This window comes from Ruegeria sp. BI12, assembly GCF_056537985.1.
On the sequence record NZ_JBQFSL010000001.1, the window covers coordinates 2,485,647 to 2,509,783 of the forward strand.

At 57.8% G+C, this 24,137-nt stretch carries 24 protein-coding genes; 7 read left to right on the plus strand and 17 right to left on the minus strand.

Annotated elements, in window-relative coordinates; genetic code table 11:
• Positions 1-20: 20 nt before the first annotated feature.
• Both ACR0AK_RS12540 and ACR0AK_RS12545 read right to left on the minus strand, forming a co-directional pair.
• Positions 21-833 carry an alpha/beta fold hydrolase gene (locus tag ACR0AK_RS12540; RefSeq protein ID WP_480793522.1) on the minus strand — a complete coding sequence of 271 codons (813 nt, stop codon included), beginning with the start codon at positions 831-833 and terminating at the stop codon, positions 21-23.
• Positions 830-1,432 (minus strand): DsbA family protein, encoded by a 603-nt coding sequence (locus ACR0AK_RS12545; RefSeq protein ID WP_480793523.1) that lies wholly within the window; start codon positions 1,430-1,432, stop codon positions 830-832. Before ACR0AK_RS12545 ends, ACR0AK_RS12540 begins: the two co-directional genes overlap by 4 nt.
• A gap of 107 nt (positions 1,433-1,539) precedes the next feature.
• Here ACR0AK_RS12545 and ACR0AK_RS12550 point away from each other — a divergent pair, with 107 nt between their 5' ends.
• A complete protein-coding gene (locus tag ACR0AK_RS12550) occupies positions 1,540-2,559 on the plus strand; it encodes a ribose-phosphate pyrophosphokinase (protein ID WP_170559027.1) in 1,020 nt (339 codons plus the stop codon).
• A gap of 60 nt (positions 2,560-2,619) precedes the next feature.
• Positions 2,620-3,060 carry a ribose 5-phosphate isomerase B gene (rpiB, locus tag ACR0AK_RS12555; protein WP_480793524.1) on the plus strand — a complete coding sequence of 147 codons (441 nt, stop codon included), beginning with the start codon at positions 2,620-2,622 and terminating at the stop codon, positions 3,058-3,060.
• A 66-nt stretch (positions 3,061-3,126) separates the two neighbouring features.
• Here the strand turns inward: rpiB and ACR0AK_RS12560 are convergent, their stop codons facing one another.
• The 7 genes from ACR0AK_RS12560 to ACR0AK_RS12590 form a co-directional block, all read right to left on the minus strand.
• Positions 3,127-3,477 carry an H-type lectin domain-containing protein gene (locus tag ACR0AK_RS12560; protein WP_170559031.1) on the minus strand — a complete coding sequence of 117 codons (351 nt, stop codon included), beginning with the start codon at positions 3,475-3,477 and terminating at the stop codon, positions 3,127-3,129.
• Between the two features lie 115 nt (positions 3,478-3,592).
• Positions 3,593-4,003: a F0F1 ATP synthase subunit epsilon gene (locus ACR0AK_RS12565; RefSeq protein WP_170559033.1), complete on the minus strand. Its 411-nt coding sequence runs from the start codon at positions 4,001-4,003 to the stop codon at positions 3,593-3,595.
• A gap of 12 nt (positions 4,004-4,015) precedes the next feature.
• Complete coding sequence (gene atpD, locus ACR0AK_RS12570) at positions 4,016-5,440, minus strand: F0F1 ATP synthase subunit beta (RefSeq protein WP_170559035.1); 1,425 nt, start codon at positions 5,438-5,440, stop codon at positions 4,016-4,018.
• A gap of 20 nt (positions 5,441-5,460) precedes the next feature.
• On the minus strand, positions 5,461-6,336 hold the full coding sequence (locus ACR0AK_RS12575; RefSeq protein ID WP_480793525.1) for a F0F1 ATP synthase subunit gamma: 876 nt from the start codon (positions 6,334-6,336) through the stop codon (positions 5,461-5,463).
• Positions 6,337-6,351: 15 nt separating this feature from the next.
• Positions 6,352-7,890: a F0F1 ATP synthase subunit alpha gene (gene atpA, locus ACR0AK_RS12580; protein WP_170559039.1), complete on the minus strand. Its 1,539-nt coding sequence runs from the start codon at positions 7,888-7,890 to the stop codon at positions 6,352-6,354.
• Positions 7,891-8,451 (minus strand): F0F1 ATP synthase subunit delta, encoded by a 561-nt coding sequence (locus ACR0AK_RS12585; protein WP_170559041.1) that lies wholly within the window; start codon positions 8,449-8,451, stop codon positions 7,891-7,893.
• A gap of 311 nt (positions 8,452-8,762) precedes the next feature.
• Positions 8,763-9,497: a class I SAM-dependent methyltransferase gene (locus ACR0AK_RS12590; RefSeq protein ID WP_170559043.1), complete on the minus strand. Its 735-nt coding sequence runs from the start codon at positions 9,495-9,497 to the stop codon at positions 8,763-8,765.
• Between the two features lie 61 nt (positions 9,498-9,558).
• Between ACR0AK_RS12590 and gloB the strand changes: the two genes are divergently transcribed.
• The 3 genes from gloB (at position 9,559) to ACR0AK_RS12605 (ending at position 13,849) form a co-directional block, all read left to right on the plus strand.
• Complete coding sequence (gene gloB, locus ACR0AK_RS12595) at positions 9,559-10,326, plus strand: hydroxyacylglutathione hydrolase (RefSeq protein WP_480793526.1); 768 nt, start codon at positions 9,559-9,561, stop codon at positions 10,324-10,326.
• 173 nt (positions 10,327-10,499) lie between these two features.
• Complete coding sequence (gene clpA / locus ACR0AK_RS12600; RefSeq protein ID WP_170559047.1) at positions 10,500-12,824, plus strand: ATP-dependent Clp protease ATP-binding subunit ClpA; 2,325 nt, start codon at positions 10,500-10,502, stop codon at positions 12,822-12,824.
• A 137-nt stretch (positions 12,825-12,961) separates the two neighbouring features.
• Entirely contained in the window at positions 12,962-13,849 is an 888-nt protein-coding gene (locus tag ACR0AK_RS12605) for a YHYH protein (RefSeq protein ID WP_480793527.1), read from the plus strand.
• 25 nt (positions 13,850-13,874) lie between these two features.
• Here the strand turns inward: ACR0AK_RS12605 and ACR0AK_RS12610 are convergent, their stop codons facing one another.
• The 3 genes from ACR0AK_RS12610 to ACR0AK_RS12620 form a co-directional block, all read right to left on the minus strand.
• Positions 13,875-15,575, minus strand: coding sequence for a peptidoglycan -binding protein (locus ACR0AK_RS12610; RefSeq protein ID WP_480793528.1), 1,701 nt, complete (start codon positions 15,573-15,575; stop codon positions 13,875-13,877).
• Positions 15,576-15,578: 3 nt separating this feature from the next.
• A complete protein-coding gene (locus ACR0AK_RS12615) occupies positions 15,579-16,757 on the minus strand; it encodes a biopolymer transporter ExbB (RefSeq protein WP_170559053.1) in 1,179 nt (392 codons plus the stop codon).
• 69 nt (positions 16,758-16,826) lie between these two features.
• A complete protein-coding gene (locus tag ACR0AK_RS12620; protein ID WP_170559055.1) occupies positions 16,827-17,357 on the minus strand; it encodes a gamma-glutamylcyclotransferase in 531 nt (176 codons plus the stop codon).
• 67 nt (positions 17,358-17,424) lie between these two features.
• Here ACR0AK_RS12620 and ACR0AK_RS12625 point away from each other — a divergent pair, with 67 nt between their 5' ends.
• A complete protein-coding gene (locus ACR0AK_RS12625; RefSeq protein ID WP_480793529.1) occupies positions 17,425-18,426 on the plus strand; it encodes a DUF2125 domain-containing protein in 1,002 nt (333 codons plus the stop codon).
• On the opposite strand, the gene ACR0AK_RS12630 is transcribed toward ACR0AK_RS12625, so the two are convergent.
• The 4 genes from ACR0AK_RS12630 to ACR0AK_RS12645 form a co-directional block, all read right to left on the minus strand.
• Positions 18,423-19,274 (minus strand): extensin-like domain-containing protein, encoded by an 852-nt coding sequence (locus ACR0AK_RS12630; RefSeq protein ID WP_480793530.1) that lies wholly within the window; start codon positions 19,272-19,274, stop codon positions 18,423-18,425. The two genes, ACR0AK_RS12625 and ACR0AK_RS12630, sit on opposite strands and share 4 nt — an antisense overlap.
• Positions 19,271-20,191 carry a prephenate/arogenate dehydrogenase family protein gene (locus ACR0AK_RS12635; protein WP_480793531.1) on the minus strand — a complete coding sequence of 307 codons (921 nt, stop codon included), beginning with the start codon at positions 20,189-20,191 and terminating at the stop codon, positions 19,271-19,273. The genes ACR0AK_RS12630 and ACR0AK_RS12635 overlap by 4 nt, the downstream gene beginning before the upstream one ends.
• Complete coding sequence (hisC, locus tag ACR0AK_RS12640) at positions 20,188-21,273, minus strand: histidinol-phosphate transaminase (RefSeq protein WP_480793532.1); 1,086 nt, start codon at positions 21,271-21,273, stop codon at positions 20,188-20,190. Before hisC ends, ACR0AK_RS12635 begins: the two co-directional genes overlap by 4 nt.
• 64 nt (positions 21,274-21,337) lie before the next feature.
• Complete coding sequence (locus ACR0AK_RS12645) at positions 21,338-22,753, minus strand: aminotransferase class V-fold PLP-dependent enzyme (RefSeq protein WP_480793533.1); 1,416 nt, start codon at positions 22,751-22,753, stop codon at positions 21,338-21,340.
• Between the two features lie 103 nt (positions 22,754-22,856).
• Here ACR0AK_RS12645 and ACR0AK_RS12650 point away from each other — a divergent pair, with 103 nt between their 5' ends.
• Complete coding sequence (locus ACR0AK_RS12650; protein ID WP_480793534.1) at positions 22,857-23,318, plus strand: Lrp/AsnC family transcriptional regulator; 462 nt, start codon at positions 22,857-22,859, stop codon at positions 23,316-23,318.
• A 128-nt stretch (positions 23,319-23,446) separates the two neighbouring features.
• Here the strand turns inward: ACR0AK_RS12650 and rpsD are convergent, their stop codons facing one another.
• Entirely contained in the window at positions 23,447-24,067 is a 621-nt protein-coding gene (gene rpsD, locus ACR0AK_RS12655; RefSeq protein WP_480793535.1) for a 30S ribosomal protein S4, read from the minus strand.
• Positions 24,068-24,137 lie beyond the last annotated feature (70 nt).

Below are 24,137 nucleotides of genomic sequence, written 5' to 3' on the forward strand. Positions count from 1 at the left end.
TATCCTGCCCCACACAAACGTCAGGACAAACCACCCCAGAACTTTCTGATCTCAGCGGCCGTCTGATCCGGTTGCGTGATTGGCACCATGTGACCGGCACCCGAAACAACGCCTGTCTTTGCATTGGGTAACCGCCGGGCAAGTCCTTCTCCGATCGCGGGCATAACGGGATGTGTCTCGGACCCACTTAGGATCAGAAACGGCAAGTTCACGCGGTCCAGAACGCCGGGGATCAACAGCCCCTTCTGATCGTGAAACAATGCATCATCGACTGCTGGTACAACGTGAATCCCGCGGATCATGCCCGCGCGGGTTCGTTCCGGCAGGTCAGGCCATCGGGGGCCGTCCTGTGCACCCCACATCCGGTTGAACAACCGGGCGGCCTGCTCCATGTCTCCAGCGGCTAAAGCATTAGAAACGGGTTTGGCCTCGTCATCATATTGCCTGACCAACTCTGGCGCGTCCTGAACCACAATCGCAAAAAACACAGGCTCGATCAGGACCGCACTGCGGACGAGGTCCGGAAACTCGACAGCCAGCCGAAGGGCTAGCATTCCGCCAAAGGAATGCCCAATCACGTCCATCGGTTCGGTCAGATGCGCGGCCGACAGCTGCGTCACTTGGTCAAAGAAATCCCCACTCCCATCCCAATCGGAACTGCGGCCATGAGACGGCATGTCGGGGGCCGTAAATGTCGCCTCGCCTCCTAGCGCGGCCGACAACCCCGCCCAAGCCCCGGAATGCGCAATCGTGCAGTGCAGGGCGAGCACTTTGCGCGCACCCTGCCCTAACGTTCTGACAAAGATGTCGTCTTCCAAGGGGGTGTCCTTCACCCTTTTAGTCCCGACAAATGGCGATCCAGATCATCCAGCCGGTCCTGTCCCCAGAACCGCTGATCATCTTCGGTAATATAAAACGGCGCGCCAAAGACGCCGCGATCCACGGCCTCTTCCAGATTGGCGGCATAGGTTTCCGCACCCACCAGAAGGCCGCTGTCCGCCAAACCTGGATGAAAGCCGGCCCGTGTCAGGCAATCACGGATCACATCATCCTGCGCAATGTCTTTTTCCTCGGCCCAACATGCTCGCACGAAGGAATGCACAAGTTTGCCAACATCGCCGGCCCCATCTTTAATCGCTGCGATGATCGCGTAGGACGATGGTGCCGCATTGGTCGGCCAGTGCGCGGGTTGCAAATTGAACTCCATCCCAAGCAGCTTGGACTGCCTTTGCAGTTCTTGTGCCCGGTATTCAATGCGCGAAATGTGGCGGTCTTTGGGTGGCGTGCCGCCTGTACGCCCAAAGAGGGCGACAATATCCAGCGGTTTGTAGTTGATCGTCGCGCCATGTTTCGCCGCAACCTCCTCCAACCGCATTCCTGCCAGATAGGTATAGGGCGAGAGTGTCGCAAAATAGTAGTCAATCTGGGCCATGTGCACTTTCTCCGCTGCGTTATCTTTGCTGGACGGTAAGGCCATGCTAAGCGGTGTCAACATCACGAATCTGTCACATTGCCATTGCTGCCCGGGGACCTCAGCCGATGCCGACACTCAACGAACCCAAGCTTATCGCTGGGAACGCCAACCTTCCTCTTGCCGAATCCATATCGCGACGCATGAGCTTGTATCGCGGCGTCGATCAGAATCTGGTCGATGCGCGGGTCGAACGCTTCAATGACGGCGAGATTTTCGTCGAAGTGTTCGAAAACGTGCGCGGTGAGGATATGTTCATCGTCCAACCGACGTCGAACCCGGCGAATGACAACCTGATGGAGTTGTTGATCATCGCCGACGCGCTGCGCCGGTCTTCGGCACAGCGTATCACCGCCGTGATCCCCTACTTCGGCTATGCCCGTCAGGATCGCCGCACCAAGGCACGCACGCCGATCAGCGCCAAGCTGGTGGCCAATATGCTGACTGGCGCCGGGATTGAGCGGATCCTGACCATGGACCTGCACGCGGCGCAAATTCAGGGGTTCTTCGACATGCCGGTCGACAACCTCTACGCTTCGCCGATTTTCGCACTGGATGTGAAACATCAGTTTCAGGACAATCTGGACGAACTTATGGTCGTCTCGCCCGACGTGGGCGGCGTGGCCCGTGCGCGCGAGCTGGCCAAGCGCATCAACGCCCCCCTGTCGATCGTGGACAAACGCCGCGAAAAAGCCGGTGAAGTGGCCGAGATGACTGTTATCGGTGACGTCAAAGACAAGATATGCCTGATCGTGGACGACATGTGCGACACTGCAGGAACGCTATGCAAGGCGGCTCAGGTCCTGCTGGATAACGGTGCGAAGGAAGTTCACTCGTATATCACGCACGGCGTCATGAGCGGCCCTGCGGTCGAACGCGTGACGAATTCGGTGATGAAATCGCTGGTTCTGACCGATACGATCCAGCCGACCAAAGAGATCGCCAAAGCCAAAAACATCCGCATCGTACCAACCGCTCCAATTTTCACTCAAGCAATCCTGAACATCTGGAACGGAACAAGCGTGTCTTCGTTGTTCGAGGACAAGACGCTGACCCCAATCTACGAGTCGATGTATCACATGGACTGACCAAGTTGGGCGGCGCAGCAGCCGCCCTTTTTTGTCAACACACAAAGGCAGGACGAACCCGTGACAGCCTCAAAACGCATTGTTCTTTCCAGTGACCACGCAGCGATCGCGCTGCGCCAGACGGTCGCCGACCATATCTCGGCACAAGGCTGGGAAGTCCTCGATATCGGCCCCAAAACACCGGAAAGCACGCACTATCCGGTCCACGGCAAAGCTGCAGCTCAGGCCGTTGCCTCGGGCGATTGCCACCTTGGGATCGTCCTGTGTGGTACAGGTCAGGGCATCATGATGGCGGCCAACAAGGTTCCGGGCATTCGCTGTGGCGTGTGTTCTGACGCTTTCTCGGCCCGCATGATCCGCGCGCACAACAACGCCAACATGCTATCAATTGGCGCGCGTGTCGTGGGTGAAGGTCAGGCTCTGGATATCGTAGATGCGTTTCTGGAGGCCGAGTTCGAAGGCGGTCGTCACGCAACCCGTGTGGACATGATCGAGGCGTAAGGCGACTAAACCGCATTGTGCTATCCCACGACCGCGCAATGGGCCCCGTAGTGGGGCCCTGTTGCGTTAGGAGATGTCCCAATCGTCTTCGTTGGCCACCTCTCCGATGGCGGTCCATGTGACCCGTATTCTGGCGATCCGTGTGTCAGACCATGTGCGGAACACCGCGCTGAAGCCTTCAGGCGTAATGTCTTCGGCGGTAACTTCGGCGCGCAGAGCAGAAGATGTATCTACATCCCACAAGGACACACCAACCTGAACAACCGGCACTGATCGGAACGCCTGACTGAACGTCACGACTGACCGGCGCTGGCGCGGCCCTTCGCCCGTCCACATCTCGCCACCATCGGCGAACTCGGAAAAAATGACTGCCTCGCCTTGGTCGATTCCAATCGGGTGGGATTTAAACGTCTTCATTCATTCAACTTTATTTATAAACCCCCGGAGGTTAACCCGGTACTTCACTAAAACTCCACAAAAAAACGGCCCCGATTCAACGGGACCGTTCTAAATCAATTGAACGTCGATGGGCTCACAGGCTCATATGCGTTCCAAGGGCTTCCATATCGGCCAGCAACTTGGCTGCGTCGTCGACGATAGACTGATCGTCACCAGCCTTGGCCGCCTCGTGCGAAGCGCGTGCCTCTGTGATCAGATCGTCCAGATGTGACCGTGTTACTTCAGCAACCGGAATAGCCTTTTCGGCCAGAACCGAAAGGCTGTCGCCGTTGATCTGGGCAAACCCGCCGGTGACCAGGTATTCGCTGGACCCTTCGGGCGCCTCAACCTTCAGCAGACCGGGGCGCAGCGTGGTGATGGTGGGGGCATGATCGGGCATTGCCGTCATGTCCCCGTCCGCGCCGGGAATCTGGACCGCGGTGGCCTCAAGCGAAGCAAGGCTCCGCTCGGGGCTGACGAGGTCGAATTGCATCGTGTTTGCCATCAGATGTGCTCCTTAGGCAGCTTCTGCGGCCATCTTTTCCGCTTTGGCGATCACTTCGTCGATGCCACCAACCATCAGGAAGGCCGCTTCGGGCAGGTGATCGTATTCGCCGGCCACAACGGCCTTGAACGACGCGATGGTCACATCCAGAGGAACCTGAACGCCGGGCGAGCCAGTGAAGACCTGCGCAACGTCGAACGGCTGTGACATGAAGCGTTCGATCTTACGCGCACGTGCCACGGTCAGTTTGTCCTCTTCCGACAGTTCGTCCATGCCAAGGATGGCGATGATGTCCTGCAGCGACTTGTAGCGCTGAAGGATCTGCTGAACGTCGGTCGCAACCTTGTAGTGCTCTTCACCGACGATGGCCGGGTCAAGCAGACGCGAGGTCGAGTCGAGCGGGTCAACCGCAGGGTAGATACCCTTTTCCGAGATCGCACGGTTAAGAACTGTGGTCGCGTCCAAGTGAGCAAACGAGGTCGCCGGCGCAGGGTCAGTAAGGTCATCCGCAGGTACGTAGATCGCCTGAACCGAGGTGATCGAGCCCGACTTAGTCGAGGTGATGCGTTCCTGCAGAGCGCCCATGTCGGTGGCCAGTGTCGGCTGGTAACCCACCGCCGAAGGAATACGACCCAGCAGAGCCGAAACCTCGGATCCCGCCTGCGTAAAGCGGAAGATGTTGTCGACGAAGAACAGAACGTCGGTACCGGACTGGTCGCGGAACTGTTCCGCCAGGGTCAGACCGGTCAGAGCAACACGTGCACGTGCTCCCGGAGGTTCGTTCATCTGACCGTAAACCAGAGCCACCTGCGATTCTTCCAGGTTGTCCGGCTTGATAACGTTCGATTCGATCATCTCGTGGTACAGGTCGTTCCCTTCACGGGTCCGTTCACCAACACCCGCGAACACCGAGAAGCCCGAGTGCACTTTTGCGATGTTGTTGATCAGTTCCATGATCAGAACGGTTTTGCCAACGCCGGCACCGCCGAACAGGCCGATCTTGCCGCCTTTGGCGTAAGGGGCCAGCAGGTCAACAACCTTGATGCCGGTGACCAGAACTTCCGACTCGGTCGACTGTTCTGCGAAGGTCGGCGCAGGCTGGTGGATTGCACGGGATTCGGTTGCCTCAACCGGGCCCTTTTCGTCGATGGGGTCGCCAACAACGTTCAGGATGCGGCCCAGAGTGGCGTTGCCAACCGGAACCGAGATCGGTGCGCCCATGTCTGTTACTTCTTCGCCACGGACCAGACCTTCGGTCGCATCCATCGCGATAGTGCGGACAGTGTTTTCACCCAGGTGCTGTGCAACTTCCAACACCAGGCGCTTGCCGTTGTTGGTGGTTTCCAGCGCGTTCAGAATTTCAGGCAGCTGATCTTCGAAGTGCACGTCGACGACGGCCCCGATGATCTGTGTGACTTTGCCTTTTGCATTCGCCATGTTTCGTCTCCGGTTTGTCTCTACAGCGCTTCGGCGCCGGAAATAATTTCAATCAGCTCGTTGGTGATCACGGCCTGACGCGAACGGTTGAACTGGATCGTCAGCTTGTCGATCATTTCACCCGCGTTGCGTGTCGCGTTGTCCATCGCAGACATCCGTGCACCCTGTTCCGAGGCTCCGTTTTCGAGCAGAGCCGAGAAGATCGCGGTCGCAACCCCCTTGGGCAGCAGGTCAGCCAGGATGGCCTCTTCGCTTGGCTCGTAATCAAAGACCGCACCGCTGTCGTCACCCTCGGTTTCCTCGAACGAGGCGGGGATGATCTGCTGTGCCGAAGGGATCTGGGTCACAACGTTGACGAACTTCGAATAGAAGATCGTTGCAACGTCGAACTCACCCCCGTCAAAGCGGGACAGGATGTCCTTCGCGATGTCCTGCGCGTTGGTGTAACCCAGACGCTTGACCTCGCTCAGGTCGACATGTCCAACGAACAGGTCGCCAAAATCACGCTTGAGCGCGTCGCGGCCTTTTTTGCCAACGGTCAGAACTTTGACCGTCTTACCCTTCAGGCGCAGCTCTTCCGCTTTGACACGGGCCAGCTTGGCGATGTTCGAGTTGAAGCCGCCGCACAGGCCGCGTTCAGCTGTCATGACAACCAGCAGATGGACATCATCACTGCCCGTACCACGGAGCAGCTTGGGGGCGCTGTCGCTGCCCCCGACCGACGCCGCAAGCCCCGCCATCACGGCATTGAACCGTTCGGCATAGGGGCGCGAGGCTTCGGCAGATTCCTGGGCGCGGCGCAATTTTGCGGCCGCGACCATCTGCATGGCCTTGGTGATCTTGCGGGTCGATTTGACCGACTCGATCCTGTTTTTAAGGTCCTTAAGATTTGGCATATGCCCGCCTCTCCCTTAAGCGAAGGTTGCGGCGTATTCGTCCAGCGCAGCCTTGATCTTGTCGGATGCGTCACCCTTGATCTTGGGATCTTCGTCCGTGATCCACTGAAGCAGGTCCGCGTGCTTGCCACGCAGGTGCGCCAGCAGGCCAGCCTCGTAACGGCCAACGTCGGATACTTCGATCTTGTCGAGGTAGCCGTTGGTGCCCGCGAAGATGACGCAAACAATCTCAGCGTTGGTCAGCGGCGAGTACTGGGGCTGTTTCATCAGCTCGGTCAGACGCGCACCACGGTTCAGCAGCTGCTGGGTTGCGGCGTCAAGGTCGGAACCGAACTGCGCAAACGCAGCCATTTCGCGGTACTGAGCCAGCTCCAGCTTAACCGGACCAGCGACCGATTTCATCGAGTTGGTCTGAGCCGAAGAGCCCACACGCGAAACCGACAGACCGGTGTTCACAGCAGGACGGATGCCTTGGTAGAACAGTTCGGTTTCAAGGAAGATCTGACCGTCGGTGATCGAGATCACGTTGGTCGGGATAAACGCCGAAACGTCACCGCCTTGGGTTTCAATAACCGGCAGAGCGGTCAGCGAGCCTGCGCCGAAGTCTTCGTTCAGCTTTGCCGAACGTTCCAGCAGGCGGGAGTGGAGGTAGAAAACGTCGCCAGGATAGGCTTCACGTCCGGGCGGACGACGCAGCAGCAGCGACATCTGACGATAGGACACAGCCTGTTTCGACAGGTCATCGTAGATGATCAGCGCATGGCGGCCGTTGTCACGGAAGTATTCTGCCATCGCGGTTGCAGCGTAGGGTGCCAGGAACTGCATCGGTGCCGGGTCGGACGCGGTTGCGGCCACAACGATCGAGTATTCAATCGCGCCGGACTCTTCCAGTTTCTTCACCAGCTGCGCAACGGTCGAACGCTTCTGACCGATGGCAACGTAAACGCAGTACAGCTTCTTCGACTCGTCGTCGCCAGCCGCTTCGTTATAGGTTTTCTGGTTCAGGATCGCGTCCAGTGCAACGGCGGTTTTGCCGGTCTGACGGTCACCAATGATCAGCTCACGCTGGCCACGGCCAATCGGGATCATCGCGTCAACCGACTTCAGGCCGGTTGCCATTGGTTCGTGAACCGATTTACGCGGGATGATGCCCGGCGCTTTAACGTCTGCAACGCCACGCTTGGTTGCGTTGATCGGGCCTTTGCCGTCCAGCGGGTTGCCCAAACCGTCTACAACGCGCCCCAGCAGCTCGTCACCGATCGGAACGTCCACGATCGAGTTGGTGCGCTTAACGGTGTCACCTTCTTTGATGTCACGGTCGGAACCGAAGATAACAACACCAACGTTGTCGCTTTCCAGGTTCAGCGCCATGCCCATGATGCCGCCGGGGAACTCAACCATTTCACCCGCTTGCACGTTGTCCAGGCCGTATACACGGGCAATCCCGTCACCGACGCTCAGCACGCGGCCGATCTCGGCCACTTCGGCTTCCTGACCAAAATTCTTGATCTGGTCCTTCAGGATTGCAGAAATCTCTGCAGCTTGGATTCCCATTTATCCGACCTCTTTCATTGCATTCTGTAGGGAGTTGAGCTTCGAACGGATCGAACTGTCGATCATTTTCGAGCCCACTTTAACGACAAGACCGCCGATGAGGCTTTCATCAACGGTCGCATTGATTGTCACGGTCTTGCCCACACGCTCGGACAGCGTCTTGGACAGTTTTTCGATCTGGGTTTTGGTCAGCGCCTTGGCCGACGCGACATCGGCAGTCACTTCGCCACGTTCGTCTGCCAGCATGTCGCGCAGAACCTGCACCAGCTGCGGCACAACAAATAGGCGGCGTTTCTGCGCCATCAGACCCAGCGTGTTACGCAGGATGGCGTGCAGACCCATTTTGTCAGCGATTGCGGTAATGGCGCCTTCTTGTTCGGCGCGCGAAACCAGAGGCGATGCGATCAGGTCGCGCAGTTCGGCACTGTCGCCCAATGCTGCTGCCAGATCGTTGATTCCGGTTTCCAGACCTGCGAGGTCATTATTCTCTTTGGCGATCTCAAAGATCGCGGTGGCATAGCGCTCGGCGATGCCTGTGGAAATCGAAGCTGGTTCGGACACGTCCACCCTTCCGATATTTTGGGCCCCGAATTCGCGTTGCGGCAGCTACCCCGGGGGCGTGAAGAAACCCCGGCCAGACGGTCGGGGATCAAAATCACCGGGGGTCTAGCAGAGCCGAACCCAGCTAGCAATATATTATCACGGCAACAGGCTTATCCACAAAATGTTTAATTTCAAACAGTTAAGCCGGGTGCGACCCTTTTGTCCGGCTTAAACAGGCGAAAAATGTTACGAAAGTGTAGGTTTTTGCGATTCCTGTGTCCTATTTCCCTCAATTTTTGCGATTTGCCGAAGCAAATTGACCGGTATGTTCAGGCTGGTTTCAGAAGACCATCCAGCGCCTTGATCGGGCGACGCTCGGCGTCTTTTGTGACATTTCCACTTGGCGGACGGATCTGTTTTGTCACCTCAACCATCAGCACACCGCCCGCCATAACGGTGGGCAGCCGTTGACCGGTCTTTTCGATCAGATTTGCCGATTTCAGCCAGAAACGTCGAAAGGACGGCGGTAGGTAAAGGGCCGAGCAGTGGCTTTCCGGGATGAAATGATGCGCCTTGAGCTGACTTTCCAGTTGAGAGGCAGAATAGGGTCGGCCAAAGCCGAACGGTGTCTTGTCTGTCCGTGACCAAAGCCCTGCCCGGTTGGGCACAACAAAGAATGCGCGCCCTCCTGGTCCCAGAACACGCCAACACTCATTCAGCAATTGGCTGGGCCGCTGCGACGTTTCTAGACCATGCATCACAATAAGCTTGTCTACATGGCCCGTTTCTATTGGCCACAGGGTTTCTTCTGTCAGAACCGACACATTTGGCATTCCCGCTGGCCAGGGCATAACCCCCTGTGGTCCCGGCATCAGGCCGATTACCCGGCGAGCGTCGGCAAGGTAAGGACGCAGCAAAGGAACAGCGAACCCGAATCCTGCCACGGTTTGCCCTTTGGCCTCAGGCCATTGCTCAATCAATCGCCCACGGATCGCCGCCTGCGCGGCACGACCCAGAGTGCTACGATAGTAGAAGTTCCTCAAATCCTGCACATCAAGATGCATTGCAGACACCCGGTCAATCGGCTTAGCTGGGCGCAGTCTAGCAACGAAAGGGCAAAAGGCCATGCCTCTTGAGGTCGTTACCATCCCATGTCTCAGCGACAATTACGCATTTCTGGCGCATGACGCCGCAAGCGGCAATACCGCACTGGTCGACGCCCCCGAGGCCGGTCCCATTCTGGCCGAGTTAGACCGGCGCGGGTGGGCGCTGTCCCACGTATTGTTGACACATCATCACTGGGATCACGTGGACGGTTTGAGTGCAATTTTGGAAAGACGCCCGGCCAAAGTGATTGGTGCCGCTGCTGATGCACATCGCCTGCCACCGCTGGATCAGCAAGTGAGCGAAGGCGACACTTTCGAAGTCGGGGGCGAACCGGTTCAGGTCCTGGATGTATCGGGACATACGGTCGGACATATTGCGTTCTATATGCCGCAAAGCGCAGTTGTGTTCACTGCAGACAGCTTGATGGCCTTGGGTTGCGGGCGCTTGTTCGAAGGCACGCCATCGCAGATGTGGGCCTCTCTCAGCAAACTGGCCGCCCTGCCCGACGATACGCTGGTTTGTTCAGGTCATGAATACACGCAGTCCAATGCAAAATTCGCTGTGACTGTTGACCCGGAAAATGCTAAGCTACAGCAGCGCGTTGCTGATATCGACCGCGCCCGCGCAGCCGGAGAAGCCACTGTGCCCTCATCTCTGGCGCTCGAAAAGGCCACAAACCCCTTCTTGCGAGCCGCTGATCCGGCGATTCAGGCCCATTTGGGTATGCGCAATTCGGACCCGGTCGAAGTTTTTGCGGAAATCCGGGCTAGAAAAGACCGCTTTTAATGCCCAAATTGCCTTCCTCACGGCCACGGTCACGTGAAATGTGACTGTCAAGTGAAAGAAAACCCTTGAAGCCGGGCCACGATCAACCAAACTCTAATAGTATGAGGACATGGTTGGGATGGGGTTCCGGCCGAAGCCTGCCCCCTTTCGACCCAAGACAGAGGAGCACCCGCGTGCCTTCATTCTCGAGCACATTAGAACAAGCCATCCACGCGGCCTTGGCGGCCGCGAATGAACGGCGTCACGAATTTGCCACGCTGGAGCATCTGCTTCTGGCGTTGTTGGAAGAACCTGACGCGATCCGCGTCATGAAAGCCTGCAGCGTCGATCTGGATGAGTTACGCAGCACGCTGGTCGAATTCATCGACGAAGACCTGTCCAACCTGGTCACGGATATCGACGGTTCCGAGGCTGTTCCGACGGCCGCTTTCCAGCGCGTCATTCAGCGCGCTGCGATCCACGTCCAAAGTTCGGGTCGGACCGAAGTGACCGGGGCAAACGTTCTGGTCGCCATCTTCGCCGAACGCGAGAGCAACGCAGCCTATTTCCTGCAAGAACAGGATATGACCCGCTATGATGCGGTGAACTTCATCGCACACGGTGTGGCGAAAGACCCTGCATACGGGGAAAACCGCTCGGTATCGGGCGCCGATCAGGTCGAAGAAGAAGCTCAACCTGGCGTCACCGAGGGCGATCAGAAAGAAAGCGCGCTCGGAAAGTACTGCATTGACCTGAACGCTAAATCCCGTGCGGGCGACGTCGACCCTCTGATCGGACGCGCCGATGAGGTTGAGCGTTGCATTCAGGTGCTGTGCCGCCGCCGCAAGAACAACCCACTGCTGGTGGGCGATCCGGGCGTGGGCAAAACCGCCATCGCCGAAGGTCTGGCGCATAAGATTGTGGGCGGGGAAGCCCCCGATGTGCTGTCTGAAACCACTATCTATTCGCTGGATATGGGCGCATTGTTGGCAGGTACCCGTTATCGCGGCGATTTTGAGGAACGCTTGAAAGCGGTCGTGACCGAGCTGGAAGATCACCCCGACGCGGTATTGTTCATCGACGAGATCCACACCGTCATCGGTGCCGGTGCCACTTCGGGCGGCGCGATGGACGCGTCAAACCTGCTGAAGCCTGCTCTGCAGGGTGGCAAGTTGCGCACCATGGGATCGACCACATACAAGGAATTCCGTCAACATTTTGAAAAGGACCGCGCGTTGAGCCGTCGGTTCCAGAAAATCGACGTGAATGAGCCTTCGGTCGAGGACAGCGTAAAAATCCTGCGCGGTCTCAAACCCTATTTCGAAGAGCATCACGAGATCAAATATACTGCTGACGCCATCAAGACGGCGGTAGAACTGTCGGCCCGTTACATCAACGACCGCAAACTGCCCGATAAGGCCATCGACGTGATTGATGAGGCCGGTGCAGCGCAGCATCTGGTGGCTGAGAGCAAACGGCGCAAGACCATCGGGGTTAAGGAAATCGAGGCGGTCGTCGCCAAGATCGCCCGCATCCCGCCCAAGAACGTCACCAAGGACGATGCCGAGGTTCTGAAAGACCTCGAAGCCTCGCTGAAACGTGTGGTGTTTGGCCAGGATCTGGCAATCGAAGCGCTGTCCAGCGCGATCAAGCTGGCGCGTGCCGGTTTGCGTGAACCAGAAAAGCCTATCGGCAACTACCTGTTCGCTGGTCCTACCGGTGTGGGTAAAACCGAAGTCGCGAAACAGTTGGCTGATACGCTGGGCGTTGAACTGCTGCGTTTCGACATGTCGGAATACATGGAGAAACACGCCGTCAGCCGTCTGATCGGTGCGCCTCCGGGATATGTCGGGTTTGATCAGGGTGGCCTGCTGACCGATGGCGTCGACCAGCATCCGCATTGTGTTCTGTTGCTGGACGAGATTGAGAAAGCGCACCCGGACGTGTTCAACATCCTGTTGCAGGTGATGGATCACGGCGAGCTGACCGATCACAACGGACGCACGGTGAATTTCCGCAACGTAGTGCTGATCATGACCTCGAACGCGGGCGCGCAGGAACAGGCCAAGGCGGCTATCGGCTTTGGCCGCGACCGTCGCGAAGGAGAGGATACCGCTGCGATCGAACGCATGTTCACGCCGGAATTCCGCAACCGTCTGGATGCCGTGATCTCATTCGCGCCACTACCGAAAGAGGTCATCCTCCAGGTTGTCGAGAAATTCGTGCTGCAGCTTGAGGCGCAGTTGCTAGACCGCAATGTGACCATTGACCTGACCCGTAAAGCCGCCGAATGGCTGGCGGACAAAGGGTATGATGACAAAATGGGTGCCCGTCCTCTGGGCCGTGTCATCCAGGAGCACATCAAGAAGCCGCTGGCCGAGGAGTTGCTGTTCGGTAAACTGGCCAAAGGCGGAGTGGTCCGCGTGTCGGTCAAAAAGGGCGATTTGAACCTGGAAATCCTCGGCCCTGATCAGCCGCGTATTCCGGGCGATAAGCCTCCGCTTTTAACTGCGGATTAAGACCCGCGTACGACTAAAGAACTTGATCGCCCGGTTGCCCAGCAGCCGGGCGATTTCGTAGTCACCTCGAGCTATTTCGACGGAATAGCCAATCCCGCACGTTTCAATGTCACAGTTGAAACGCAAAGGGGATTTTGATGACCAAGACTGTCGCCGTTTGGAGCGTTGCATTCGCTCTTTCCACAGTTGCTGCTATAGCAACCGCCCAGCACAGATTTCGGTACCACGACGAAACAGAAACGCGACCACTTCGTCTGCAAGCCGCAACAGTTGACCCCGGACACAGTCATTCTGAAATCTCCGAGGTGCGAAACAGCCTGCGCGTTTCAGCCAATGGGATTCCCGATCACCTTGTCGGCCGCTTCCCAAATAAGGGCAATCCGCACAGCATTTCCGAGCAGCGCGTCAAACTGAAAGTGCCGGCCAACCCAAAAACCAATGGACGCATTACCCCGCTCGAAATGGGATGGAATTTTGGCGTGTCTTTAAACGGCGTCGTATTCGACCCGTTGGCGGCTGAGTTCTGGCAAGGAAGTCCCCGTTCGGGATGGTCCTACAATGCGCTTGGCGGTGCGGTTGCTCTGGGCTTCGACGAAAACTTTGCGCATGTACAACCCAATGGAAAATACCATTATCACGGCATCCCTACTGGCTTTATTGAGCTGCTGGACTATTCACCCAACCGTCATTCGCCACTGATCGGATATGCCGCCGACGGTTTCCCGATTTATGCAATGACCGGCATTGTGGACGGAAGGGTGACGCAGATGACATCCTCGTATCGACTGAAAAGCGGCAACCGCCCCGGAGGACGCGAGCCCGGTGGCAAACACGACGGCACGTTCAACGAGGACTATGTCTATGTCGCAAGCGCTGGAAATCTTGATGAATGTAACGGAGCCTTTACGGTTTCGCCCGAATATCCATCAGGAACGTATGCGTATTTCCTAACCGAAAGCTACCCGGTCATCCCGCGCTGCTTTGCGGGCAAACCAGATAATAGCTTTCGGTTCGGGCGTCCGTGACCCGTACCCTTAACGAGTGCCTCGGTTACCTTTCGGTGAGTTTCAGCTCGATCCGGCGGTTCTGCGCCCGGGCTTCCGGTGTGTTTTCCGGGTTTACGGGCTGGAACTCACCAAACCCATTTGCGGCCAGCCGGTTTGGCGGGATGCCCAAAGCCTCAACCATATAGCGCACCACTGACAAGGCGCGCCCCTGGCTCAGCTCCCAGTTGTCGCGATAGCGCCCTGTACCGCCCAATGGTACGTTGTCGGTGTGGCCGTCGACGCGGATCACCCAGTTCAGGCCCTCGGGGATTTCGGCCGCCACACTGCGCAAAATATTGGCCACTTTCGCCACCTCTTGTTGCCCGATCGGTGACAAAACGGCCGAACCCGTGTCAAACAGCACCTCGGACGAGAACACAAAACGGTCGCCCTCTATCCGAACGCCTTCTTCATCCCCGAGGACGTCGCGCAATCTTCCAAAAAACTCTGACCGATAGCGTTGCAGGTCCTCGGCCTGCGCCGCCAGTTCCTGATTTTGACCCGACAAAGCCTCGGCCTCAGCTTCTAGCCGGACGCGCTCAGCTTCTTCCAAAAGACGTCGACGGCGTTCTTCCGATGCCGCACGGGCCAAAGCTGCGTTCAGGTCCTGACCCAGGGTCTGAATTCGAATGTCCGAGGCTGCGTTGCGTTCTTCGTAGTCGTCCAACAACGCCTGCAATCCGCCAAGTTGTTGGCGCAGCGCGGCCATCTGCTGGTTCAACAACGCCGTTTCCCGCTGCGCTTTTGCGGAAATCGTTTTCTCTGTTGAGATCGCTTCCCTAGCCACAGCCAATAGGTTTGCACGTTCTTCGGCCAATGAGCGCTGCGTTTGTGCCTCGGTCTGTGCTTCGGCCTGCGCAGCCAAGGCGGCTTGTAGTTGGGCCTGCAATTCGTCCGTATCCAGCGCGCCAAACTGGCGCTCAAGCTCGGCCTTCGCAGCCCGTGCGGCAGCAAGCAGCGTCAGCGTGTCCTCAGCTTCCTTGCGTTGCGCTTCCAAAGCCAGCGTCATCGCCGTCAACTCGGCATCTGCGTCCTGCAGTCGGTTGCGCAGGTTTTCGGCGGCGGCAGCTTCAGCCAGTTTGGCAGCCTCTTCCGCGCTGAGCTGCTCTTCCAGTTCACTAATCCGGGTGGATTGCGCCGCGTCACTTTGTTCAAGATCTGCGACCAACGCCTCCAACGCCTCGCGTTGGGCTGCTGCCAACCGAGCGGCTTCGGCCTGTTCGTCGATCTCAGACCGGCTTTGCGCCAGTGCAAGGTTCAATGCCTCTCGGTCTTCCAGCAGTTTGGCACGCTGGGATTCCAGTGTTGCAATTGCACCGCGCGCGCGTTCCTGATCCGTCAAAAGTGCGGCGACCTGCGCCTCAAAATCCGTTATTCGCGCTTGTGACAGGGCCAAGTCCACTTCGGCCCGCGCCAGCGTATCCTCGGTTTGCGACAGGGTCGCATTCAACGCCCCAAGACGGGCCTCCAAACGGCTATTTTCCCTCTCTTCCAAACCCAGCGCTCCGGCCAGCGCGGCGACTTCATCTGACAGGGCAGTCAGTTCGTCCTCTTGGCCGGAAATCGTTTCGCGCAACACGAACTGCACCACCATAAAGATGGTCAGAACGAAGGTCAGCACCATCAGCAACCCAGTGATCGCGTCAACAAAGCCCGGCCAAACCGAGCCCTGAAAACGCTGACCTGTGCGGCGGGACAGAGCCATGGACTACTCCCCTTCCGGAGCGGTGCGCACGGCGCCTCGGGGCAATGTCAGGGCTTTGACCAGCAATTCGATATCCTTGCGCAATTCGCTCATACTTTCCTGACGACCAGCCGAGATTTCTTCGAGGATGCGCAATAGCTGAACATCCATCGAACGCAGGCGCATCCGGCTTTCGGCGTCGATACCATCGCCTGTCCCCTGATCGCGCATGTGGTCCAGCAAGGCATCCTGCCCAAGGGCCACGCGGTCCAATGCGGCTGTCACCCCTTCAGATTCAGACTGTCGCACATTCATCTCACCAATCGCGTCGACCAATTGTCCAAGCTTAACCGAAACGGTGGCGCGGTCAGCCTCTTGCGCTGAAAATAGGTCCTGCAGCGCATCCATCTGCTCGGACATAGCATCCAGAACCGGGGTCAGGACGGCTAGCTCTGCCCCGCCCTCTTCAGCGGCGGCAAAGCCAACGCGGGTGATTGAAGACAACCATTCCTCAAGCTCGCGATAGAACCGGTTCTGGCCGTGGCCCGCGAACAGTTCCAGCAAACCAACGATCAGAGATCCGGCAAGACCCAACAGGGATGAGCCGAATGCCACGCCCATGCCTTGCAATTGCGCCTCAAGCCCCACCATAAGTCGGTTGAACACAGCCAGACCCTCTTCGCCTTCTTGGGGGTTCAGACTTCGGATTGTGTCCACGATGGCCGGTACCGTCGTCGCCAACCCAAAGAACGTTCCCAAAAGGCCAAGATAGATCAGTACATTGGTGATATAGCGCGTGATCTCACGCTCTTCTTCAACCCGTTCCGCAACCGAATCCAGGATCGACCGGGTCGAACTGGAGCTGATCTGCGATCGGGCACCACGTTCCCGCAGCAACGATGCCAGGGGCGCCAGCAATTGCGGCGTGCGCGCGTCTTCGCGTACCACGCCGCCTACAAAAGCCTCAATCCATCGAACCGATCCAATCAGCTGCGCCACCTGAAAGAAACAGGCAAACACACCAATTATGAATACCAGAATAATAAAACCGTTCAGGTATGGGTTGGCCTGAAACACCGGCAACACATATGGCAACGCCATAAAGACGCCCAAACCCGCCAGGCCAATTGCGACCAACATCATCACAATCTGACGGATGGGATGCGAGAAATGGGGTCTCGCGCCCTGATGTGCCTGCGCCATGCGCGTACTTCCCGGTTTTTGCCTGCTCTGGCTTGAATCTAGCCAAAATCCGCCGGTGACGCCAAGGAATTATGATGTGATGTTGCGCACCCGTTGCGCTAACCACTCAAGATCGGGATCGCGCAGGTCGATCTCGGCCAGATGTTCAGCTGTGTTATACAGGTATTCCGTATTCGGACCGCGCCCGCCAACCGCATGCGCAATGATCTGCGCCTGCTCTTCCAACGGCATGCCGCCGCAGTATTGGACGTGATCCGCGTCGATCACATAAGTCACGGCGGTGACGACTTCGCCGTTGTTCAAATGCACATCAAGGTTTTTCTCGACATAAGCTGACGAAATCAGCTCACGCTCGCGCAATTCATGCAAGGTGCGCTCTTCATGGCCGGCCTCGACCGCAAGTGCCAAGCCAGTGCAATTGGCATCGGCCTGTTCGTCCAGTGCCAGCACAAGGCCGGGGTGTTCTTCGGTGCCGCGGTGGTGAATTGAACTCATGCAGAATGACCGGGCATACCCATGCAGCGTGGCGTGTTCGCTGCGCGCCACCGGAAAGCCCGGATTCCACAGCAATGATCCATATCCGAAAACCCACATCGTCATAGCTCTGGTCCTTGCCCGTTTGGGCCTATAAACATCAAATTCAACGCGGGAAAAAGGGCCAACTGCCATGCGAGGTCTAATACGAGTAGTCATTTTCTTAACGGTTATCTGGAGCGCCTATTGGTTCGTTGCCGGACTCGGATTGCGCAACGCAATCACCGCCTGGTTCGACAATCAGCAGGAGCAAGGCTGGCAGGCGGACTTTTCCGATGTTTCGACAGCCGGGTATCCGTTTCGTCACGTTACGCGCCTGAACAGTCCCGCTCTGGCAGACCCGATCAACGGCACCGCGTGGAGCGCGGATTGGATTGAGTTCCAAAGTCCTGCCATCTGGCCCGGACGTCAGGTGCTGCGCTTTGCCGACACGCCCCAGCGCCTGTCCTATTTCGATCAGACGGCGACCATTGAAGCCAGCGATCTGCAAGCCGAGCTACAGCTGCAACCCGGTGTGGCGCTGATGCTGGAAAAAATGGCTTTGACCGCGGGTACATGGTTGATCACCGATGATGCCGAAGCGCTGGCTGGCGGCGATACGCTGACATTGGTTATGGAACAGACCTCTATTCCGGTAACCTATGCCATCGGCGCTCGAATAGACGGATTTACCCCGGGAGATGGTCTGCGCGATTTGATGCGGTCTGCAACTACGTTGCCGCAGGCGTTTGAGACACTCGAACTGGATATGACGGCCACGTTCAACAAACCGTGGGATCGTACGGCTCTGGAACAAGGCAGACCGCAGCCGGTGAAGATTGACCTGAACCTTGCCGAGATGAAATGGGGTGCTTTGCGTTTGTTTGCAGCGGGTGAGCTCGACATCGACCACCAGGGAATTCCAACGGGCGAGATTGCGGTCAAAGCTGAAAACTGGCGCGACATGATTGCAATGGCTAATGCTGCAGGTGCCCTGCCCGATCAGGCCGTTGATCCTGTGACGCGGGCACTGAACTTTATGGCCGGGCTGGGTGGGAACCCAAATGCGCTGGATCTGCAGCTAAACTTCCGGGACGGTTTTGTGGCGCTCGGGCCATTACCGCTGGGGCCTGCGCCCCGCCTGATCTTGCGTTAACGGCAGTATGGCCCGCGACGATGGCGGGCGGTATCCAGATGGAAATGATCCCGGTGATACCGGTCCGCGTTTGGCCCCAGCACGGTGCCAAACGGCCCGCACGCTTCGCGCCAGATCTTGACCAGTTGTTTTTGGGACGGGTTCTTGCGCCACCCGTTCAGGACCGACACAACCTCTCCATCGGCCATCGTGAAAGCCGAGATATCAATTGCTCGGCCTTTGCCGTGCTCGGAAATACGAGCGCCTTTACGGTTGTTTCGCGTGCGACAGGCGTAATGAGCGGCGACCTGCAACTGGACCACCGGCCCGCGTCGTTTAAAGGTCGGTTTAACCGCCTTCTCAACCCACTTGTTCAGCGCAACAGCCGTTCCACAATCCATCGTGGAAGGACGACTAAGCGTCACGCCCGAGATCGAGGTGATCTGAACTGCGTCCTTGATCCCACACGCCTTGATCTTACCCGGTACAGTGCCGACTGGCTTGCCCTGTATATTGATGTCGCCGCATACCGACCCCTTACGCAACTTACGCTTTTTGAACAGCGCCTCCTGCTCAAGGGCTTTGGGCCGCAGGTACGGCATCAGCGACGTGTCTGGTCCAAGCAGGGGCAGGTCTGCGGGACGGGCCGCAACCGCCAAAACCTGCGGCGACGCTGGCCGCAACTCCGGGCGTATCGTCGCCGGAGGCAGCTGAGGCAACACCGCGCTGCTGAGGACGATCTGTTGCGGGGCCAGTACAGTGCCCGGCCGCGACAACGGTACCAACGAGCGTTCTAGTGAACCAGCCTGAGTCGATGCTGCGCAAAGCGCTGCAAATGCAATCAGAGTGGTTCTCCAGCCCCGTGTCATGGGTTCGTTTTCCCCCGTCCGAAATCTGGCGCATCCGTGTCCTGCCCGGCATCAATGATGCCGCGTCGGATCGCGCGTGTACGGGTGAAATAGTCGAATAGTTGCTCGCCGTCACCTGTTCTGATTGCGCGCTGCAAGGCAAACAGCTCTTCGGTAAACCGGCCAAGGATCTCCAGCGTCGCTTCCTTGTTGGTCAGGAACACGTCACGCCACATCGTCGGATCCGAGGCTGCAATGCGGGTGAAGTCCCGGAACCCCGCAGCGGAATACTTGATAACTTCGGTATCGGTGACCCGACGCAGATCATCCGCCACGCCAACCATTGTGTAGGCGATCAAGTGCGGCGCGTGCGATGTCACGGCCAGAACCAGATCATGGTGGTCCGCGTCCATCTCATCGACGTTTGACCCCATGCCTTCCCACAGCGTTCGCAAGCGCGCAATCGCGTCCGGATCAGAGCCTTCGACCGGAACCAACAGGCACCAGCGGTTATCAAATAGCTCGGCAAATCCCGATTCCGGGCCAGAATGCTCGGTCCCCGCCAACGGGTGCGCGGGTATGAAATGAACGCCATCAGGGATTTCAGGCCCAACGGCCTGAATAACGTGGTGCTTGACCGAGCCGACATCTGTCACTGTCGCCCCAGGTTTCAATGCGGGCGCAATTTCCTTTGCAACAGCCCCCATCGCGCCGACAGGGACGCAGAGAACGACAAGATCCGCGCCCTCGACCGCCTCTTGCGCGCTGCCGCAAACCCGGTCGCACAAGCCGATACGGCGGGCCGTTTCGCGGGTGGCTTCGGACCGCGCATAGCCGGTAACCTCGCCCGCAAGCCCAGCGCGTTTGATCGCCCAGAACATTGACGAGGCGATCAGGCCCAGCCCGATCAAGGCCACACGGTCGTAAACTTGGCTCATGCGGCGCCCCCTTTGAACGCAGTGATGGCCGCAACCACGCGGCGGCAGGCTTCTTCGTCGCCCACGGTGATCCGCAGGGCGTTTGGCAGGTTGTAGCCCGCCACGCGGCGCACGATCAAACCTTGGGTCTTGAGATAGTCGTCACACGCCTCAGCCTCAGCCTGGTTGGCAAAGCGGGCTAGGATGAAATTGGTGCAGGACGCATCCGACGGAATCCCGATCTTGTCCAGCTCTTCCGACAACCACACCCGCAGGCGCGCATTTTCGGCCTGGCAGAAGGATAGGAATTCCACATCATTCACCGCTGCCTCTGCAGCAGCCAACGCGGTCAAGGACAGATTGAACGGCTGGCGCACCCGATTCAGCACGTCGATAATCGACTGCGCGGCATAACCCCAACCGACACGCATTCCACCCAGACCGTACACCTTGGAAAAGGTCCGCGTCATGATCACGTTGTCAAACCGATCCACCAGCGATGCACCACCGTCGAACCCATCGACAAACTCGGCATAAGCCCCGTCGATCACCATCAGGCAGGTCTTGGGCAATGCCTCGGCCAGACGCAGCAATTCAGCCTCGGGGATCATGGTCGAGGTCGGGTTGCCTGGGTTTGTCACAAACACAATCCGCGTCCGGTCGTTCACTGCAGCCAAAATGTTGTCGACATTCACGTGGCGATCCCGCTCGGCCACCATCACCGGGGTTGCACCGGCCATGCGGGCGATGATCGGGTACATCGAAAACCCGTGCTCGGTATAGATGACCTCATCCCCCAGGCCCGCATAAGCCTGAGCGATGAACTGCAGGACTTCGTCACTGCCAACGCCGCAGATAAGTCGTGCCGGGTCCAGCGCGTGACGCTCGCCAATCGCCGCGCGCAGACTGGCATGGTCGGTGCTGGGATAACGATGAAGCGTTGCCGCGCTATCGCGAACCGCTTCGATCGCCTTGGGGCTTGGCCCAAACGGGTTTTCGTTCGAGCTGAGCTTGATCACATGCTCAACCCCGGCCACATGCGACTGGCCGCCCTGATAGAGCGCAATGTCCATAATGCCGGGTTGTGGGGTGATCTTGTTCATAAGAGGCTCCGTTGTTGGAGCCTCTCATACCTGTCTCAACGCGTTGAGAAAAGCGGCAATTCCGTCACGCCGCTTTGAAGCGGGCGGTCGCCGGGTCCGCGTTGTAAAAGCGCGTGAACTCCTCAGTCCGGTGGGACAGGTCATTGACGCTGTCGATGATGAACTGAACCGTCTCTTCGCTCATAAGGTACGAGAAATTCAGGCGGACCCATCCGGGTTTCTTCATCTCTTCCCCTGCGGACAAAGCAGCATGCAATTCAGTGGACGTTTCACGGTCGATATCCAGCAAGCGATGCGCATATGGCCCGGCACACGCGCAACCACCACGCGCCTGAATGCCGTAGATGTCGCTGAGCATCCGGGTAAACAGTTGCTGATGCACCGGCTGGCCAGAGTTGTCCCGCACAAGGAAAGAATAGATCGGCAAACGATGCGGGTTTTCAGTGCCTAGCAAAGTCAGGTTCGGATTGTCGCCCCACCCTTTCAATGCCATTTCATTGTACCGGGCTTCGCGTTCAGCAATATCATCCGTGCCGACGACATCCTTGACGATGAAGGCCAGCGCGGCGCGGATATCTCCGATCACATTGGGTGTTCCGGCTTCTTCCCGCGTAGCCAAATCCTCGCTGTAATCATGGCGCCAGGGCGATACAAAGCTGACAGTGCCGCCACCAGGCCAACTTGGGCAAGTTCGGCGAACTGCGTTCTGATTAACGATCAGCACACCGGAAGCGCCCGGGCCGCCCGGGAATTTGTGCGGGGATACTACGATGGCATCCTTGCGGGCATCTTCTGGCCCCATGTCCATCGGCAAATAAGGTCCACCACCAGCGTAATCCCAGATCGAAACAGCGCCATGAGACTTGAGCAGCCGCGTGATCGGGTCCGGGTCTGTAATGATGCCGGTTACGTTAGAGGCGGCGGAAAAAGAACCGACAATCAGATCGGAATCGGAATTGTCCACCAATGCCCGTTCAAGTGCACCCAGATCAACGCCACCTTCAGGCGCTTCGGAGATTTCGATGACCTGCGCTTTGCTTTCCCGCCAGGGGAGGATGTTTGAATGATGCTCATACGGCCCGATCAGAACAACCGGCCGGTCAGCCCCCTCAATTCCCATCAAACTGACCAGCCGGTTAAGACCCGCAGTGGCGCCGGACCCGGTAAAGATCACCGCGTCCTCTTCCTTTGCTCCAACAATGCGGGCTATTTCTGCGCGCGCTTCGCGCCGCAGGCGGGTCATGTACGACCCACAATAGGAGGCCTCTGTATGGCTGTTGGCATAGAAAGGCAGCACCTCATGGGTGACAAAATCCTCCACCTGCCTCAGCGCGCGACCCGAAGCGACGTAATCCGCATAGACCAGCGGCACGTCCCCATTCAAACCGGGGATCAGAACATTTTCTCCGATCAGCCCATCGCGCAGGGTTGAATTGCGAGTGGTGGATTGGAGGTCTGCGCGAAATTTTGACAAGGTCATGGTGAAATCTCCGTATTGCACAATCCAATATGATTGAGCATTGCCGCGAAAACCTCCCCTATCTTTTGGTAGAATTCTAAAATTTTGTGTCATATGATGCGGAATGGCTGAAAAATTAGATCAAATCGATAAACGTATCTTGCGTGAGCTTCAAACAGACGCAACACTGTCCCAGCGTGAGTTGGCAGATCGGGTCGGGCTATCGCAAAACGCCTGCTGGCGCCGATTAAAGGCGTTGAACGAAAATGGTGTCGTTACCGGATCAACCGCGCAGATTGCGCGTGAGAAATTGGGGCTTAGCCTTGTCGTCTTTGTCATGCTACGCACTCGACATCATTCGGCGGACTGGTTGCAGGCCTTTCGCCGCCACGTCCTGACCATCCCCGAAGTGGTGGATTTCCATCGCATAGGCGGCGACTATGACTATCAGTTGAAGGTCGTCACGCAGGATATGTCATCTTACGATAAAGTATATCAGCGACTGATCGATAAGGTCGAACTGGACAGTGTCACATCATATTTCGCAATGGAGGCAATCGCTGAGGGGCGCCCCTTGCCGATCTGATCCGATCTTCGTCTGGACAAGTTATCCCGCCGGAATCACAGCCCACCTCAATTGGGAACAGAGCCCCCTTTAAACAAAGAAAGGCCGCGCAATTGCGCGGCCTTTCGACAATTCGATGTCGGCGAAGATTAGTTCTTCGCGTAGAATTCGACGACCAGGTTTGGCTCCATGACGACCGGGTAAGGCACATCGCCCAGGCTCGGTGCGCGCACGAAGGTGGCGGTCATTTTCGAATGATCGGCGTCGATGTAGTCAGGTACATCACGCTCGGCCAGTGCGGCAGCTTCCAGAACAACGGCCAGTTGCTTGGACTTGTCACGCACTTCGATCACGTCGCCTTCTTTGACTCGGTACGACGGAATGTTGACCCGCTTGCCGTTCACTTTGACGTGGCCGTGGTTCACGAACTGACGGGCAGCAAAGACGGTTGCAACAAATTTGGCGCGGTAGACAACAGCGTCCAGACGACGCTCCAGCAGACCGATCAGGTTTTCCCCAGTATCGCCGTTCACACGCACGGCTTCGGCGTAGATGCGGCGGAACTGCTTCTCGGTCAGGTCGCCATAGTAGCCTTTCAGCTTCTGCTTGGCGCGCAGCTGCAGACCAAAGTCCGACAGTTTACCTTTGCGGCGCTGACCGTGCTGGCCGGGGCCATATTCGCGACGGTTGACCGGGGATTTCGGACGACCCCAGATGTTTTCGCCCATCCGGCGGTCGATTTTGTACTTGGCAGACGTGCGTTTGGTCACGGCTGATCTCCTTCTTAAAGTCGAGGCCTTTTTAGGCCACTATGAAGGGCGTTGTCCTCTTGAGGTTTCC